The sequence below is a fragment of the Paenibacillus sp. 453mf genome (genome assembly GCF_900116105.1).
Classification (GTDB): domain Bacteria; phylum Bacillota; class Bacilli; order Paenibacillales; family Paenibacillaceae; genus Paenibacillus; species Paenibacillus provencensis.
Genome location: NZ_FPAC01000003.1, coordinates 174,065 through 191,504, shown reverse-complemented (window position 1 = coordinate 191,504; position 17,440 = coordinate 174,065). Strand labels below are relative to the sequence as shown.

The 17,440-nt window shown below is 49.0% G+C and carries 12 protein-coding genes; 5 read left to right on the top strand and 7 right to left on the bottom strand.

Annotation, left to right across the window (positions count from 1 at the left end; genetic code table 11):
• Positions 1-103 precede the first annotated feature (103 nt).
• Positions 104-1,402, bottom strand: a complete 1,299-nt coding sequence (locus tag BM415_RS16920) for an alpha-glucosidase/alpha-galactosidase (RefSeq protein ID WP_091160064.1) — start codon at positions 1,400-1,402, stop codon at positions 104-106.
• A gap of 205 nt (positions 1,403-1,607) precedes the next feature.
• Here BM415_RS16920 and BM415_RS16915 point away from each other — a divergent pair, with 205 nt between their 5' ends.
• Positions 1,608-2,438, top strand: a complete 831-nt coding sequence (locus tag BM415_RS16915) for an AraC family transcriptional regulator (RefSeq protein WP_091160062.1) — start codon at positions 1,608-1,610, stop codon at positions 2,436-2,438.
• Positions 2,439-2,544: 106 nt separating this feature from the next.
• Here the strand turns inward: BM415_RS16915 and BM415_RS16910 are convergent, their stop codons facing one another.
• Positions 2,545-3,606 (bottom strand): LCP family protein, encoded by a 1,062-nt coding sequence (locus BM415_RS16910; protein ID WP_091160060.1) that lies wholly within the window; start codon positions 3,604-3,606, stop codon positions 2,545-2,547.
• A gap of 265 nt (positions 3,607-3,871) precedes the next feature.
• Between BM415_RS16910 and BM415_RS16905 the strand changes: the two genes are divergently transcribed.
• From BM415_RS16905 to BM415_RS16895, 3 genes are read left to right on the top strand one after another with little or no spacing between them, the layout of a single operon-like run.
• The gene (locus BM415_RS16905; protein ID WP_244533482.1) at positions 3,872-4,435 is read left to right on the top strand and encodes a bifunctional transcriptional activator/DNA repair enzyme AdaA; all 564 of its coding nucleotides are present in this window, start codon (positions 3,872-3,874) and stop codon (positions 4,433-4,435) included.
• Positions 4,436-4,470: 35 nt separating this feature from the next.
• Positions 4,471-5,019: a methylated-DNA--[protein]-cysteine S-methyltransferase gene (locus BM415_RS16900; protein WP_091160057.1), complete on the top strand. Its 549-nt coding sequence runs from the start codon at positions 4,471-4,473 to the stop codon at positions 5,017-5,019.
• Positions 4,979-5,935, top strand: a complete 957-nt coding sequence (locus BM415_RS16895; RefSeq protein ID WP_091160056.1) for a DNA-3-methyladenine glycosylase family protein — start codon at positions 4,979-4,981, stop codon at positions 5,933-5,935. Before BM415_RS16900 ends, BM415_RS16895 begins: the two co-directional genes overlap by 41 nt.
• Positions 5,936-5,995: 60 nt before the next feature.
• Here the strand turns inward: BM415_RS16895 and BM415_RS16890 are convergent, their stop codons facing one another.
• Together BM415_RS16890 and BM415_RS16885 are read right to left on the bottom strand one after the other, a co-directional pair.
• On the bottom strand, positions 5,996-6,337 hold the full coding sequence (locus BM415_RS16890; RefSeq protein ID WP_091160054.1) for an ArsR/SmtB family transcription factor: 342 nt from the start codon (positions 6,335-6,337) through the stop codon (positions 5,996-5,998).
• Positions 6,338-6,342: 5 nt separating this feature from the next.
• A complete protein-coding gene (locus BM415_RS16885) occupies positions 6,343-6,756 on the bottom strand; it encodes an SRPBCC family protein (protein ID WP_091160052.1) in 414 nt (137 codons plus the stop codon).
• 237 nt (positions 6,757-6,993) lie between these two features.
• Between BM415_RS16885 and pepT the strand changes: the two genes are divergently transcribed.
• Positions 6,994-8,223, top strand: coding sequence for a peptidase T (pepT, locus tag BM415_RS16880; RefSeq protein WP_091160051.1), 1,230 nt, complete (start codon positions 6,994-6,996; stop codon positions 8,221-8,223).
• 126 nt (positions 8,224-8,349) lie between these two features.
• Here pepT and BM415_RS16875 read toward each other — a convergent pair whose 3' ends face one another.
• The 3 genes from BM415_RS16875 to BM415_RS25840 all read right to left on the bottom strand — a co-directional run bounded on the left by BM415_RS16875 (position 8,350) and on the right by BM415_RS25840 (position 17,310).
• Positions 8,350-9,468, bottom strand: a complete 1,119-nt coding sequence (locus BM415_RS16875; RefSeq protein ID WP_091160049.1) for a mechanosensitive ion channel family protein — start codon at positions 9,466-9,468, stop codon at positions 8,350-8,352.
• A gap of 370 nt (positions 9,469-9,838) precedes the next feature.
• Positions 9,839-11,932 carry a catalase gene (locus BM415_RS16870; protein WP_091160047.1) on the bottom strand — a complete coding sequence of 698 codons (2,094 nt, stop codon included), beginning with the start codon at positions 11,930-11,932 and terminating at the stop codon, positions 9,839-9,841.
• A 188-nt stretch (positions 11,933-12,120) separates the two neighbouring features.
• A complete protein-coding gene (locus BM415_RS25840; RefSeq protein WP_280142879.1) occupies positions 12,121-17,310 on the bottom strand; it encodes a rhamnogalacturonan lyase family protein in 5,190 nt (1,729 codons plus the stop codon).
• Between the last annotated feature and the right edge of the window lie 130 nt (positions 17,311-17,440).

The window sequence follows — 17,440 nt, the reverse complement described above, 5'->3', positions numbered from 1 at the left end:
TCATTGAGCCGAAAAATTATACCGAAGCACAAATCCCCTGCCCTCTAACAATATGAGCGGCAGGGGATTTTATTATTTATTTTTGGCAGGCTTTCTTTCCGTATTATTTGAATTTCGGCAGCCAGTCACCATGAGCCTCAATCAAGTCATCACACAGGGCTGTAATATCGTCCAAGGACAACTCGGCAGCTGTATGAGGATCAAGCATCGCTGCATGATAGATATGCTCCTTCTTGTGGGTCACCGCCGCTTCAATCGTCAGCAGCTGGGTGTTGATGTTTGTACGGTTCAGTGCAGCAAGCTGAGGCGGCAGATCCCCGACGTAGGTTGGCGTAATACCGGAGCGGTCTACCAGACACGGCACTTCAACACAAGCCTCCTTCGGAAGGTTCGTAATGAGTCCGGTGTTCATGACGTTGCCGCCAATCTTGAACGGATTACCTGTCTCCATCGCTTCCATAATGTAAGAGGCATACTCGGCAGATCGTGTGTGCTCAATACTTTCGCTGGCAAATATTTTGTCCCGCATTTCCTTCCAGCCATTAATCTGATTGACGCAGCGGCGCGGATACTCATCAAGCGGTATATTGTATTTGTCGATTAGCTCAGGGTAGTTCTTCTTAATAAAGTAGGGATGATATTCTGCATTATGCTCCGAAGATTCCGTTACATAATAGCCAAACCGAAGCATCAGCTCAAAGCGCACCATGTCATGATGCTTCTCCTTCTGCTTCTCGGCCGCCCGGCGTTTAATCTCCGGATACAGATCCTTGCCGTCCTTCTTCACTTCAAGCAGCCAGGCCATATGATTGATGCCCGCAATCTTCGATTCTACTCCCGCTGTATCCATCTCAAGCGAGCGGAACAGATCAGAGACGCAGTGCTGCACACTGTGGCAGAGCCCAACGGTCTTAATTCCGCCTACCGTATTCATCACATTCGTAAGCACAGCCATCGGATTGGTGTAGTTCAGGAACCAGGCGTCCGGGCAGACCTCCTGCATATCCCGGGCAAAATCCAGCATCACCGGAACCGTCCGAAGATTGCGGAAGATTCCCCCGATTCCAAGCGTATCCGCTATGGTCTGGCGCAGGCCATATTTCTTCGGAATTTCAAAATCGGTGATCGTACACGGATCATAGCCGCCGACCTGAATTGCATTAATGACATATTTCGCACCGCGAAGCGCTTCTTTACGGTCATGATAAGCTGTGATTCGGCAGGTGCTGCCGAGCGTTTCCTTTATGCTGTTTAGCAGCCGCTCGGAGTCCCGCAGCCGCTCTTCATCAATATCAAACAAAGCAAGCTCAAAATCCTGCAAAGCCGGGGTTGTCATCACATCGCCAAGTACATTTTTGACAAAAACTGTGCTCCCCGCACCAATGAATGTAATTTTGGACATTTTTTCTGCCTCCCATAGTCAGCAACCGCTGTATTAAATACAGCCTAACTATACGCTTCACCAAGGGTGCGAGAACATGGAATAGTCCAAGATAAACATGTCATAATCCCAGTTGATCGATTAGAGACAGCCGTACAATTATAGGCGAATCACCAATTCTTTTTGCTATAATACAGCTATATACGTGCAAAAGGGGATATTCACTATGCCAATCAATGAAGTCCATTTAACCCTTCAGGATTCGCAGGAGAAGATGGAGCTGCGCATGGATTTCTTCGGCCTTCAGGAGTGTGAACCAGGGCACAGCTGGGGTCCCGGACTGCGGGATGCCTTCATTCTCCATTACATCCATAAGGGTCATGGAAGCTTTCGCTATGAAGATCAGTGGACTCGGCTGGAACCCGGACAGGGATTTGTCATTTTCCCAGATGAACGCATTCATTATACAGCCGATGAAGAGGACCCCTGGACTTATTCCTGGATCGGTTTCAGAGGAATATATGCCAAATCCCTGCTGCAACGCGGAAGCTGTACGCCCGAGCATCCCATCTATTCCGCTGCACCCGAAACCTGTTTCTCTTCTTTCTATAACGATCTCATTCATGTTCGTCATCATGCCGGTGGAGATATTCATAGTCTGGGCATTCTATATAAAGTGCTGGGTGATCTCATACGCAGTGCTCCCGCTCCGGCTGCATACACTAAGTCCTCCCCTTCACGGGACAGCTATATTCGGAAGTCCCTCCGCTTCATTGAGAACGGATACAGTCAGAAGATGACGATTCAGGATATTGCAGAGGCCGTAGGCCTTGACCGTACGTATCTATCAGGTCTCTTCAAGGAGCATTTTGGCGTATCGCTTCAGTCCTATCTGCTTGAATACCGGATGAGACGGGCCGCAGAGCTGCTACGCAATCCGGAGCTGTCAATCAGTGATGTCGCTCACTCCGTAGGCTATAACGATGCATTCTTATTCTCCAAGATGTTCAAGAAGAACCAGGGACATTCTCCGCGCCATTATCGGCAGCTCCTCTGAGCCGGGCATAGTCACATGTCCGGCAGCTCCTGAGCACTATGGAAACGGCATTTCACTTGTGTCAGCATCACAAAAAGGGCCTGTCCTATCAGACAGGCCCTTCACATTATTGTACTGGCTCTTCCTCTTTTTCCGGATCCATCAACCGATCACTTGTAATGGATGCATCCGTCCAGTTGTCGACTAATTGCTGCGCGTATTCCAGCTTATCTTCATCCAGCATGTAATACCAGGCTCCATCGCTCTTGCCGCTTCCCTCCAGCATATAGCTGGTCATCTGCGGAACAGCTTCCTTATCATAGAACAGCTTGCCCAGATCCATGATGAAGTCTGAGGTCATATCTGTCTTCATATTGCTGCTCGCAATGGACAGAATTTCTGGAATCTTGGCGATGTTTCCGATCTGCAGCATCCGTTCTGCTGCAGCTTTGAGAAAGATACGCTGACGCTCCGTCCGTTTGAAGTCGGAATCCTCACGGTATCTGACATAATTGAGTGCATCCTCCCCAGTGTAGATGGGTTTGTTTGCCTCAATGTATAAGGGAATATGGTATTTGTACTTGTTCTGAATCGGTTCTGTGATTGGCAGCTCGACGCCGCCGAGTGCATCGACCACTTCAATAAGTGCGTTGAAATTCACCTTCGCATAGTAATCTACGTCTGTCTCCAAGAGCTGTTCAATCGTCTCCACACTCATCCTGGCTCCACCATAGGCATAAGCTGCATTCACCTTATCTCTTCTATCTCTCCCGGCAATCTGGACATAGGAGTCTCTTGGGATTGATAAGAGCAGCATCCGGTGATCCTCTGGACGAAATACCGCATAGATCATCGTATCAGATCTGCCGACATCCCCTTCACGCTCATCTACGCCAAGGAGAAGCATGCTGAACGGGTCCAGATCCTTCTCTTCTTCTGCCACTGCAGGTCCGGTGACTTCATCAAGTGGTTCATAGGAATCATCGAGTGCCGTCTTGAACGGCTTCTCTACAAACAGCTGCAGCGCTGCCCATCCCAGTTCCTTATGAAAAATATAAGCAAATGAGCCCACTAGCAGCAGGGTGATGAAGGATATTATTAATGGTTTTTTCGTCTTCTTTTTCGCTTTTTTCTTCTTGCCGGCTTTCTTCCGGTTGCTCCGTGTCAACGGGTATTCAAGATCGCTCATCAGCTTCTCCTTTCCTCACTATCTTTTATGTCGACGCAATCTATCTTATTTTTAATAAAATTTGATGTTTTTGGTCAGATTTTAATTCGATAACTCATCTAATATACTACATATTTCCATATTGAGGAATATGCGTTTCACAGAATGTCGAAATCTTGCTTTCCTATTTCTATAACGTGCCTTTTAGGAGCAATGTTGCCTATAATGTGATTTAGGAAGAACAATTTCTTATCGAACGAAAATTCGGATATGGAGGATGGTAGAAGTGAGGGATGAGGAGCTGTTTGACAAAGTGTATGCCGCAATACTTGCGCGGAGTGACCGCTATGACGGCATTTATTATTCTGCGATCAAAACGACCGGTATCTATTGCAGACCTTCCTGCCGCTCCAGAACGCCGAAGCCGGAAAATGTCATTGTCTATGCCAGCACCCAAGAGGCGGAGCGCAGCGGATATCGGGCCTGCAAGAGGTGCCAGCCGAATAAACAGGAGCTTATCAACCCTGATGCTGATATTGCAGAACGGGTTACCCGTTATATTTACGCTCATTACAGAGAGCCGCTTACTCTTGAGCGGATTGCTTCAACCCTCAGTATCAGCCCATATCACATGCAGAGGGTGTACAGGAGAGTAACCGAGACCACGCCCGCTCAGCAGCTGCAGCATGTTCGCATTGAACATGCGAAGGAACAGCTGAAGATGTCTGATTCATCAATTCAGGATGTGGCATTAATCGTAGGATTTAAGAGCGTCTCACACTTCATCAGTGTTTTCCAAAAAAGAACAGGTGTTACACCCCAGCAGTACCGCAAAGGGGATATCACATAGAGGTTATTCATTCTAATAGATAGGAGGCATGCAGCATGGAGACCGTGTACTGGGCAGAGCTCAGACATTCCTTATTTCAGAATCAGACGATGTATATAGCAGCAACAGAGAATGGGCTGTGCAAAGTGACCTGGCCCACGGATTCAATGGAGGTGCTTATGAACTGGATTTATCGCCGTTTTCCAAGAGCAGAAATGATAGAGAATCCCGAGAAGCTCGCGCCCTATCTCACTCAGCTGATCGAATATATGGACGGAGCAAGACAGAGCTTCAGTCTGCCGCTGGACCTGAGAGGCACAGCGTTTCAGACGAAAGTATGGCGGGAATTGCAGCAAATTCCCTTTGGCGAAACACGCAGCTATTCAGACATTGCGCATGGGATTGACCACCCTCAAGCCGTGCGTGCCGTTGGTACGGCTAACGGGGCAAATCCTGTGCCCATCATCGTCCCTTGCCACCGCGTCATTGGTAAGAACAACACACTGACGGGATTCGCAGGCGGATTGAAAGTAAAGGAAGCACTTCTTAACTTGGAGGGATACCATGGATATACCGCAGCAGGACATGCCCGGTTCCAATTCTAGAATAGACTTTAATTCTGCAGACAACAGCTTCAAGCTGTCTCTGCCTGAGCTGTTTAACTATGACGAGATTCTGTATTATTTGAACCGGTCCAAGCTCGAGTGTCTGCATCAAGTGGATCATGAGAGGATCTATAAGCTGATCAAAGTGAATGAAGCAGTAATTCCGCTTCAACTGGAGTATGATCAAGAGGCACATGCACTGGTTGTCCGCTCCCTGCTTGAAGAACCACTCCGTGCTGATGAATGCCAAGCAGTTGTCACCTATATAACAGAATGGCTGGATCTGGACAGAGATCTCTCTCCTGTGGAAGCACGTGTAACAGCGGACCCTATCCTTTCGAAGTTTTCCGACTCATTAAGGGGTCTGCGTATCGTTGGTGTTCCTGATCTATTCGAGGCATTATGCTGGGCTGTGCTCGGACAACAGATCAATCTGACGTTTGCGTATACATTAAAACGACGGCTTATCGAGGCCTATGGGGAGCAGCATTCATTCGGAGAGCGGACATACTACCTCTTCCCAACACCCCAATCGGTGCTGACAGCATCCGTCCAGGATCTGAAGCAGCTGCAGATTACGAGCAAAAAAAGCGAATATATATTGGATCTGGCCAGGCGGCTCGACAGCGGCGTGCTCCAGAAGAGCGTCCTTCTTGCTTCGGGTTTCCGCGAAGCCGAAGAGGCGCTCACCCGGATTCGCGGGATCGGTCCCTGGACGGCACATTATGTGCTGATGCGCTGCCTGCGTGATCCCGCTGCCTTCCCCATCGGTGATGCTGGACTTCATGCTGCGCTGAAGCGGCAGCTAGGGCTCAGCGTGAAGCCTGCTCCTGACCGGATCCGTGAGCTATTCAAGCCTTGGGAAGGCTATGAAGCTTATGCCGTATTCTATTTATGGAGGAGTCTCACGTTGTAAGGAGAATGCTGTAAGGAAACGATCGAAACGGCTAACCGGCTGTCGCTTCTCCGTTCTTTTTCATTCTGCGAAATTTCCATCGCTCTCACTCTCTTCAGCAAATCGCTTCAGCAGCATGAGCTTGTTGTCCCAGAACCGTTCATAGTAAGACAGCCAGCGCTTAAGCTCTATCAGCGGCTCGGTATCGAGTCGATACCTGGTCTCGCGTCCCACTTTACGGTCCTTCACCAGTCCCGCATCAGACAGCACGCGCAGGTGCTTGGATACGGCCGTTCGGCTTATGGGGAAACGCTCGCTGATGGCACCAACCGGCATTTCCCCATGGCTTAGCAATTGAAGCAAATCCCGGCGGGTAGGATCTGCGATAGCTTGAAAGACATCATGCTTAGGTGCAGCTGACATGAATGCTACGCTCCAAACTGCGCTGCTAGTTTGCTGAGGATTCCAGTCCAGCCGCCCGACATCCGGTCGCGTACAATGCTGTGATCTTCGCCGAAGGAAGTTTTCTCTTCTATACTCCAGCCACCATGTGTAAGTGTAAACTCCGTCCGTCCATCCTTCTCTGCAAGCTCGAACGTAATGATCCAATCCTTATCCCATTTGAAGCAGAGCCGATGAGGCGGATCGAGCTCGGTCACTTTGCACAGCGAATTTCCAAACGGACCTGACTGCAGGTGAAATTCATGCCCAAGCACCGGCTCAAAATCATTTGGCATAAACCAGGCGGCAATACCTTCAGCGGTAGCCACCGTACTCCATACTTTCTCGATGGGCGCATCAATGACGATCGTCTTCTGAATATCCGGCAATGTTTGTGTCATCTATTCTCTTCTCCTTCGAAAATCTTGTTTGTAGTTTATAAGTGTGTTCAATTTCTCTCACGATTATATGACACCTTTAGGTTTCATGTAAAGCGAAACCTAAAGGTTTCCTTTTTTTGATGATTAAATCTATCTCACATCAGTTGTTCGTTTATGAATCCTTGTTCGTTCATGATAAAATGGGAATATTGAACAAGGGATAAATTCATCCCGCCATAATAAGGAGATGAGGAACACATGAAGGAAGATCTGATTCGGCGCATTACCGGTTATGTACGTATGGATACACAGTCGGATGAGAACAGCGAGACCTGTCCGTCTACACCGGGCCAGCTTGAACTAGGCCGCAAGCTTGTGGAGGAACTTCAGGATATCGGTATGCAAGAAGTCACGATGGATGACAATGGGTATGTCATGGCAACCCTGCCTGCTAATACGGACAAGGAAGTTCCTGTCATTGGCTTTTTAGCCCATCTGGACACGGCTACCGACTTCACAGGCAAGAACGTAAATCCTCAGCTCATCGAATCCTACGATGGTAACGATATCGTGCTGAACCAAGAGCAGAATATTATCCTGTCACCAAAAGACTTTCCGGAGCTTGCGAACTATAAAGGACACACCTTGATTACAACAGACGGGACAACCCTGCTCGGTGCAGATAACAAAGCCGGCATTGCCGAAATTATCACCGCTATGGACTACCTCCTGAACCATCCGGAAATCAAGCACGGCAAGATCCGCGTCGCATTCACGCCAGATGAAGAGATTGGACGTGGACCTCACCTTTTTGATGTCAAAGCTTTTGGCGCGAAATATGCCTATACTGTTGACGGTGGACCACTTGGAGAGCTGGAATACGAGAGCTTTAATGCGGCGGCGGCCAAGATCGTCTTCAAGGGCAAAAACGTTCATCCCGGCACTGCCAAGAATAAAATGGTCAACTCCGCCAAAATCGCTATGGAATTTAACAGCCTGCTCCCTGTAGAGGAAGCGCCTGAGAATACGGACGGCTACGATGGTTTTTATCATCTGAACGCTGTACAAGGAGACGTGGAGGAGACAACGCTCAGCTTTATCATCCGTGACTTTGACCGTGCCAGCTTTGAGGCCAGAAAAGCAAACATGGAACTTATCGCCGGAGAGCTTCAGGCTAAATACGGTGAGGACCGCGTCCATCTTACACTGCGCGACCAATATTACAACATGCGTGAGAAGATTGAACCCGTCAAATTCATTGTCGATATTGCAGGCGAAGCAATGAAGAGTCTCGACATTCAGCCTCATATTGTTCCGATTCGTGGAGGCACCGACGGTTCGCAGCTCTCCTATATGGGACTACCGACACCGAATATCTTTACCGGCGGCGAGAATTACCATGGACGTTACGAATATGTATCAGTAGATCATATGGTCAAAGCAACGCAGGTGATCATTGAGATCATCGAGCGGTTTGAACAGCGCTAAAGATTGCGCCTCTATCTGCTCATTAGCTTAGCAGCCTAACACAAAGAGCGGCCCATTCTGTCACCTAAAGACAGAACAGGACCGCTCCATTTTTGTCATACTGTAGAATTACATATAGCATTCGACTTATTCGTACATCTTACTGCGTGCATAGAGACGTTCGTTCTCGGCATCTGTATCCATCTCTAGGTTCATGTTCTTCTCCACAAACAAGCGCTGTGCCGGCATAGCCAGCTTGATGCCTTCCTCTTCCAAAATGTTTAAAATTTCAAAATTAATCGATTCCAGCACCCGCATATGCTCCACCCAGATGGTTGTGTACGTGAAAAAGTAGAAGAAGATTGTAATCTGATCATTTGTCATCCCTTTGACACGTACCATAATCATATCCTTGTCGACTTCCTGGTGATTCTCAATATACTCACGAAGTCGTTCAACGGCTGCAGCAAGCTTCTTCTGATCTGTATCAATTGCTACACCCAGATCAAACGTGATCCGTCTCTTACCCATCCGGCTCCAGTTCGTAATCGCCGCCTTGGCAAGAATATTGTTCGGGATGATGACAACAGAATCCGCAAAAGTACGAATCTTCGAGCTTCTGAACGAGATGTCCTCTACCGTACCTTCTACCACATCTGTACTTATCCAGTCTCCCTTGGAGAAGGGCTTCTCCGTAACGATAATGACCCCTGCAATCAGATTGCTGAGTGTATCCTGAGCCGCCAGCGCGACGGCAAGGCTTCCGAGTCCTAGTCCTGCGACTAGACCATTAATACTGTAGCCCCACTCTGCCGCGATAATCGTCAGTGTCAGTGCAATGACCAAGAACCGAAGTACTTTGGACAAGAAGGGAATAATCATATCCGACTCTTCTACGCCCCACTTGGTGCTGAGTCCAGTAAAGAAACGAGAAGATCGACCGGACAGATTATACAGCCCCCAACCGATAATAGCGATAAAGCCCGTACGGATGAGATGAGAGAACAAAGGCCACTGACCGCCTCCAGCAAAGTAAAACAGAACCGCACCATAAATACCAATCAAAATCATGAGGGCACGTATGGGATTACGGAGCGTGAGATACAGGTTATCCCACTTCTGGCCGAATACGCGCTTCAGCAAACGAAACAAACGAGCTGATGTCCATTTGTTAAATATGGTGAAGACCAGAAGGAACAATATGGCTAATGCTAAGCGAATCCAATTAATGCCTTCTACAAATTCCGTAATACTGTTTAAATTCAAAAATTGACACACCTTTACTACTTATTACAGCACATAGCCGTTAAAAACTTTTTGCTATTGAATCAATTTCATAATACCATTGGCTGCTTTAATCAAGAGTATGTATAGATCAAAATGGTTTTATTTGTCTATATATAGTTTCAAGTCCACACTTTTGATAAGTTATGAAATCGAGGCTATTGTAACATGATTATTGTATTCGAACAAAAGACCGATTATTTCATCTATGTAAATCAATTGAATAGTACCCTGAGTTGCTGAATACTACAAAAACAAACAAGACAAGCAGATCTCACCGCTGCCGACGATCAGCTGCTTCTGCTTGTCTTGTAATCTTATTTATCGTAATTTTCCTTATATATTCAATGCATTAAACCACTCGATCCCAGAATCGATGCGCTGCTACAGCATTCAGGAATTTCTCAGCGAAGCTTCCCAGCTCTTCTCCACTTGCAGCCGTTACGATTCCCGGAGCTGAGGCAGCAGCAGAATCAGATGCCATACCCAGACCTTTCACAAGGAAGGAAACACCTTCATTTAACGCACCGATTGGCTTGTAGTGCCTGTATGCTTCCTTAATAAACTCCGCCGCATTAGGATCGGCTGAAATAGCCTGTACACTTTGTTCACCGCCTGCAACATAGATCGCATCAAATAGAAGCGAATCGCTCGTGAGGAAGGTATGCATTGCTTCAATGCTCACCCCTCCTTGTCCCGAAACGGGGCCAAGATGATCGCTGACCACTTCGGCCATAACGCCTGCTTCGGTCAGAGCATTAATCAAGGTGATCACATGCTGGTCGAAACCGTCTCCGGCCAGTACAGCCACTTTACGAGTCTTCGCGGAATGAATCGTATTCGCCATACTTATAGCTGGTGAAGATGGAATCATCGGCGGTTTGGCTGGATTCTCGGCAGACTCTGGCAGCTGGGCACCAATTTTAGGAGCTACGGCAGAAGCCAGCTCGGGAGCAATGTTCATCAGCAGATGAATCACCTGCTGACGCACTTCCATCCGCTGCACCTTCCCAAGCTCAAACTGGAATGCGCTGATGAGATGTTTTTTCTCCGGCTCTGACATACTGTTCCAGAAGAGCAGAGCCTGGCTGTAAAAATCTTCGAAGCTGCTGCTTCTTGCCTTGATCTTGTGCCCTTCCACTTTCTCCGCATAATGCTGGTATCCACCCTCCTGCGGGGAAGCAGGCGAAGGAGTGTTACCCGCAATGCTGTTCTTATGGTAACTCACCGGACCTTGGTTGATGGTCATGCGATGCATGCCATCACGCTGGTTGTTATGCACTGGTGCAACCGGACGGTTGATTGGAATTTCCGGAAAGTTCGGGCCGCCGAGCCTTGAGATTTGCGTATCGGTATAGGAGAAGAGGCGCCCTTGAAGAAGGGGATCATTGCTGAAATCAATCCCTGGCACAACATGGCCCGGATGGAAGGCAATTTGCTCCGTCTCCGCAAAGAAATTGTCTGTGTTGCGATTAAGCGTCATTTTGCCGACTCTGCGCACAGGGACGATCTCCTCTGGCCAAATTTTAGTCGGATCCAAAATATCAAAGTCAAATGAAAACTCGTCCTCTTCCTTAATAATCTGAAGTCCAAGCTCGTATTCCGGATAATTGCCGGTCTCAATCGCATTCCACAAATCTCTGCGATGGAAGTCCGGATCTTTACCCGCTACCTTCTGATTCTCATCCCAGACCAAGGAGTGAACGCCAAGTACCGGCTTCCAGTGGAATTTGACGAAGTGGCCGACCCCTTCCTCATTCACCAGACGGAAAGTATGTACACCGAACCCTTCCATCATGCGATAGCTCCGCGGCAATGCTCGGTCAGACATCGCCCACATCATCATATGCGCTGATTCATGATTGTTAGCGATAAAGTCCCAGAAAGTATCATGTGCAGAAGAAGCCTGCGGCACCTCATTGTGCGGCTCAGGCTTGACGGCGTGCACAAAATCAGGAAATTTCATTGCATCCTGAATAAAGAATACCGGTATGTTATTTCCTACGAGATCATAGTTGCCTTCCTCTGTATAAAATTTCGTCGAGAAGCCCCTGACGTCGCGCACCGTATCAGATGAGCCTCGGGAGCCAGCCACTGTGGAAAAACGGACAAATACAGGCGTCTTTACAGAAGGATCCTGCAAAAATTTGGCTTTGGTAAAGGAGGTCAAAGGCTCATACACCTGAAAGTAACCATGTGCGCCAAATCCGCGGGCATGCACAATCCGCTCCGGAATACGCTCATGGTCAAAATGTGTCATCTTCTCACGGAAATGAAAATCCTCCATCAGGGTCGGACCGCGGACTCCTGCTTTCAAGGAATGTTCATCTTCAGATACCTTCAGTCCCTGATTGGTGGTCAGCTTCTTTCCGTCATTACTTACGCGAAAAGAATCCAGCTGCTCCTGCTTGGCGTTTTCATTCATGCGCTTTTCTTCGTTACTCATCCTGGTCGTCCTCCTCTTGATTATCTAATCGTCAAAAAAGATGTCCTCGAAATTTACGCAAATCCAAAGCTCTAAACTTCTAAATAAGTACCCTAAGCAGGATACCGTCAAACGGATTCATCACCAACAAAAAAACCATGAGAAAATGATCATCATTTTCTCATGGTTTGTTCATTTGTATTTCATTGTTACTTCACTTCTACGCGGATTGCTTCACTTCTTGTGCTGCCATGCTCGTTTACCAGCTCAATGTAATACTCGTAGGTTCCTGCCGCCTGATCTGATATTTCGGTGAATGCCGTTTGTGCATTCGGTGTATGGGCAGCAAGCTCCTGCGTATCTAACAATTCTCCATTTTCATAGAGACGGTAGGTTGTCCCGTTAACGCCCCACCACATGTTCATCGTAATGGCGTAGCTGCCGTCTCCATCCCAATTGTCACTAGAAATGCTCGGCTTGCCAGGTGCGGCATCTCTGACAGTTACCGTGTGCGGCGCTGATTTCGTTACCCCATGCTGGTTAGCCAGCTCTGCGGTATACGTGTAAGTTCCATTCCCTCTTCCGGATAACGGTACTTGGATACTCTGAGCCCCAGGGGTGTGATCGGATAGAAGCTCGGTATAGATGAGCTTCCCGTTCTCGTATAGCTTATAACGGGTTCCGTTATCCCCCCACCACATATTCATCGTAATGGTGTACTCTCCATCCAGAAGTCCATGGTCATGTCCGTTATTATCTGACAGTACTGGAATTCCCGGTTTACCCTTGGCAAGTCCTTCTTCCTCCGCTCCTGCATAACGGATGTTCGGAGCGGCGGGCTCTTCCATCCCTGCCCCCAGATAGAATCCGGTATGAGGCGGCTGATTGTAAGAGACATTCTGCCAAGCAACACCAAGTCGATAGATTGGATCATGCATGAGCGTGCGAATCCGGTGCTCACTTTCATCCGTTGTCGTATAAATACGCAGCTCAGAGCTGTCACTGGAGCGCCAGATGACTTCTTCCCGCCAATCTCCATACAGGTCTGCTTGGAGGCTCGGGTTTGCCTTGGTCGAATTGTTCGACGCAGCTCCTTCTGCCGTCAGCAGATTCACCGTCGTCTGATTCTCGTAATCCCATTTGTCGATACGAATATCATCCTGAAGCTCTCTCAGCAAATCTCCGTCCCACCAAATTCCATAGTTCGTGGAGGAAGGAATTCCACTTGATATCTGCTCACCTGTAATACTGTAGAGCGGGCTGAGCGGAATATGCTGCTCGTTCGTAATTGTGGCAGCCCACACCTCTTCACCCGGATAATTCGGGTCAATATCGGCGGACATCCCTCGGCCGACGTCCCTTCCCATCGGAATGCCCCACAGAATTTCACCTGTCTGTGCGTCCCGAACCTCCATACCGTAGGCTGCGCCTGCATTCTCATGCACACTGAAGATTTCAAGGCCTTCACGATTTGGATTCAAGTCGCCGAAATGCATTGCATCGCCATGCCCGAGTCCGGTATTGTGCAGCGGTGTTCCGTCATCGTCGATCGCTATTGCGCCGAACAGGATCTCGTCCTTGCCGTCATTATCTACATCACCGACCGACAAGTTATGGTTACCTTGCCCAGCATAGCTGCCGAGGCCTTCATCATTCGTATCGAAGCGCCAGCGCTTTACAAGCTCACCACCCGCGAAATCATAAGCTGCCAGCACCGTTCTCGTATAATATCCTCTAGAAAAGACAACGCTTGGATGTTCTCCATCCAAATACGCAACAGTAGCCAGGAAGCGGTCTACCCGGTTACCATATCCGTCCCCCCATGAATTGACGTCGCCTCTCGGCGGATCATACGGTACGGTGTTGATTACTTTTCCTGTCAACCCTTCGAACACCGTCAGGTACTCATTACCGAGAAGCACATACCCAGAGCTGTTCCGGTGATCCAGCGAGCCGTCACCAATCACTTGTCCAGCTCCATCCCTTGTACCATCGGCTGTCTTCATCGTAATCTCTGCTCTTCCATCGCCATCCAGGTCATAGACAAGAAATTGTGTATAATGCGCTCCTGCCCGAATGTTAGGCCCCATCTGAATTCTCCACAGCTTGGTCCCATCCAGCTTGTAGGCGTCCATCAACACCTCGCCCGTGTAACCTGCCTGAGAATTATCCTTGCCGTTTGTTGGTGACCACAGCATGACAATCTCGTACTGTCCATCTCCATCCAGATCACCTACACTTGCATCTCCGGCATAGTAGGAATAAGGCTGACCGTCTTTTGTATAGGCATCCTGCGGCTTATCCAGTGGAATGCTCTTGTATCCATTCTGCCATACCTCAGCCGTCTCAATGCTCTCCTGCTTTACTCCGTTCAGCACGGGTTCGATTCTGTACACGGAATCCACCTTACCCTCAGGATCCAGCAGGTTCGTGCGATCTGCCAGCGGATTACTCGTAATGAGTACACCGTCCCTGTAAACGTTGAAAGCAATAGAGTCAGGATCAAGTCCGAGCATCCTCCAGCTGACAAGCACACCTTCCTCCGTCTGCACCGCTACCGGTGCACGATCGAGCTTCTCCATCTGGCGATACAGTGTCGTCACAGCAGGAGTGGAGAGCACATCGGACGGCTCGGAGATGCCGCCTGCGTTCACAGAGGCAACCTTGTAGTAGTAAGGTATTGTGCTAAGAATATCCTTATCCGTATATAAGGGATCCTTGGTTTGTCCAATCAGGGCATATTCCCCATCCTCTGATTTCGAGCGGTATACATTGTAGTATTTTGCTGTCGGCAGGGCGCTCCATGACAGGGAAACCTCGTTCTTATGAATCGCATCCACACGGAGATTTTGAGGAGTGCCAGCCTGCTCTACACCAGGATCTATCATCGATACCGCCAGCTCCGCCGAGGGTACCGATTCCAGACCTGCTCCATCGACTGCCGTGACGGTGTACACATAATTCATTCCGATATCAATACCCTGATCGATATAGGAGCGTTCACTCGTTTCAGCGATAAATGAGGACTTCTCTTCTCCTTCCGCCTGACGATACAAGCGATAGAGCGCGGCTTCTTCTAAACGCTGCCAGCTAAGATGTGCTGATGGAGGCTCGCTCTCCAGGTCCGTCTTCTCCAGCTGCAATCCTGTTGGCCCGAGCAGCAGCGGCGTTATCTCAATACCGTTCAGATGAGCGGTTTGTCCCGATATAAGCACATTCAGCTGTCCGTCCGACACGGTAATCGGGCTGTGAACCTTCTCCGCAATCGTCTCCTTACCCGAGCTGGCTGTCCCGTAATCTTTGCCTTCAATATTTATATTGGTTCTTGCCGAACCAATCCAGTCGCCTGTATACGTCTTAACCGCGTATGTTCCGTTCGGCAGATCCACCTTGAATTCGTATCGACCGCCAAAGTTAATGATGAAGTCCCGGCGCAGCGCATCGGTCGCACCTCCGCGATCCCGATCTGCAAATGCACCTTCAAGCAGCTTGAGCCCGTACCCTGTTTCAGCGGTATACAACACCTTCTGATTGACCTCGGTATATCCTTCCGCAACAGGCGAACCTACAGGTCCGAAGTCATATCGGAGTGCTGCTGATTTGGTTCCGATCGCAAGCTCCTCCGACGGCACGGAATCTCCTCTGCTGTTCACCGCAGTAACTCTTACCGTATAAGCCGCCCCTTCCTGGAGGCCGTTTATATTATAGCTGGGTATCGTGGCGGTTCCGGCCAGCTTATAAGCCGTTTCTGCCTCCTCCGCTCCCTTCACATAGATCCGGTAAATATCGGCGCCTTGAACCTCGTTCCACTTCAGCATCGCACCGCTGTTGCTAATATTCCCGGCAGCAAGCCCTGTCGGCTGCTCTGGCACAGATTCCGGGGGAGCTTGCTCCTGTACAAATGCAGAAATAGGAATATTCAAGTCCTGAATCGCTCCGGCAACCATTCTTGCCAATTGAATTGCACCGTACTCCTGAAAATGCGTATTGTCCTCCGCACCATTTGGAAAGGCCTCGTATACACCCGGCTCCACATGCAAGAACACGGACTTGGCCTCATCAGGCCCAATGGAGTCATAATAGGCGACACTCAGCGCACTGAGATCAATGAGCAGGGTGTTCTGCTCCTCAGACACTTCCTTCATGGCTTGTACGTATTCCGGGAAGCTTACATTAAACTTGCCCGTGTCCGGATTAAAGTCCCTGCGGCCCACCGGAGTCACCAGAATCGGTTCTGCTCCGCGCTGCCTTGCTCCGTCGATATACGTCTTGAGATACACCTTATAATCCTCAGGCGAAGCATAACGGTCCGGAATTGAAATTGTCGCATCATTATGACCGAACTGAATCAGCAGCACGTCGGACGGACGAATAACCCGTAGAATCTCATCAAGCCGCCCCTGCGCAATAAAGTTCTTGGTGCTTCGCCCCCCGATCGCGTGATTCTTAACTGTGATCTCTTCACTTAGATACCGTGGAAGCATCTGTCCCCAACCCGCCTCCGGCTTCCAGTAAGGATCGTAGGTTTGCACTGTAGAATCACCCGCGATATAAACCAATGGATACTCGCTTGCTGTGCGGTCTGGCAGCTTCGTAATTACCAGAGCATTCAGCTTGGCGCTTGACCCGCTGAATCCAAAATTCAGCTGACCGTCAACCAAAGCAATGTCAAAGTTCATCTCAAGGAACGCTCCAGCTCCTTTTGGTGTCAGCTGTACTTTTTGCATGCTCTCTACAGCCATAGCAATCTCAGACACTTCTGCAGCGTCACCCGCTATGAGCGATACTGTATAATCCCCATTTGGTAAATCGACTTGGAACTGGCCGCCGTCCTGAATGAGGGCATAATCGGATCTGACTGCATCGTCTCCGTCCCGGTCTGTCATCGTGACTTGCGAAGGATCATTAAATCCGTATCCCGCTTCTGATGTGTAGGCAATCGGCTCAGCAACCTGGGTATAACCTTCTGCTCCTGCTCCATTCCCAAAATCAAAACGGTACAACCCTTCCGTAAGCGTTTGCAAATTAGATGATTCTGATCCATTCGGCTCCTCAGCTGGAGCTCCTTCCTCATTAATGCCCTCCTCTTGCGATGAGCCCTCCTCTGTCTCACTTTCTTCCTGCCCTGCTTCGTTAGTTCCTTCTTCTCCCCCTGTCTCCTCACCCGGTGCTTCCTCGCTTGGTACTTCTACCTCAGGCACTTCCCCATTTGGCAATTCCTCGCCTTGCTCCGTTCCTTCCGGCGCTGTATTTGAGGCATCTTCATTCCTTTCCTGGGCCTGCACGTATTGACCCCCCCATTCACCCGGTGTAATCATCGTGGACAGCACCATCATCATGACTAGAAAAATAATAAAAAAACGCCGTTTACCGATTCGGTGCTTGCTCTTCCCGTTCACTTAAACGCGGCCTCCTTTGAGAATGGAATATAATCCCTTTCATATTAGCGCTCCGTCTGGTGATTTAACATTTAAAAAACAGTGTTTTTTACACAAAAATCAGTGTTTTCATCTACGTAAAAAACACCGC